Raw genomic sequence first — 620 nt, forward strand, 5'->3', positions numbered from 1 at the left:
ATCGCATGGTCATCGGCAGAACCTACTTTATGGAAGCGCAAGATTCGTTAGTTATTCCCATTCGTAAAGCGATTCCAGATAAAAATGGCGTAGTACAAGCGGTAATGACGGCTGGCTTTAACATGAATACGTCGTCAGTGTTTCGTAACGACATTCATGCTAATGAACACAATCGCGTGTCCCTAATTAGAAATGACGGCTACCTTACGTTTAGCTCATCTGAAGACACCACGATCAAGGACTATCAAAAGCCCGCCGATGATTTAAATAAACAAGCCTTATTGGATCAAATCCAGCAAGACTACGGCTGGGATGCCGACCAAGTAAAACAGCTAACCCGAGCAATCAATGTCGTCGTCGATACCCAACGTTTGAATGAATTAATCACACTCAAATACCTTCCTGATTATGGCTTATGGGCGGCGTCGTCGACCGATTTGGGCTTCATCAAGCGCGGCTTTTACAGCCAATTTGCGTTTTACTGCATCGTCTTTCTGATCGTTCAAGCAGCGTTTTATGCGCTGTTTCGCTCAATCGCTAACAATGAACACGAAACCAAAGAGCGTTTGCTTTACCAAGCTTGTCATGATCATCTAACTCGCCTACCTAATCGTGAGTAT

At 44.4% G+C, this 620-nt stretch carries 1 pseudogene; it reads left to right on the forward strand.

Annotated features, from left to right (window positions below):
• Window positions 1–620: pseudogene (locus R8O11_RS29010) on the forward strand (GGDEF-domain containing protein); the annotation flags it as partial.

It is taken from the genome of Vibrio sp. 1288, from assembly GCF_033344475.1.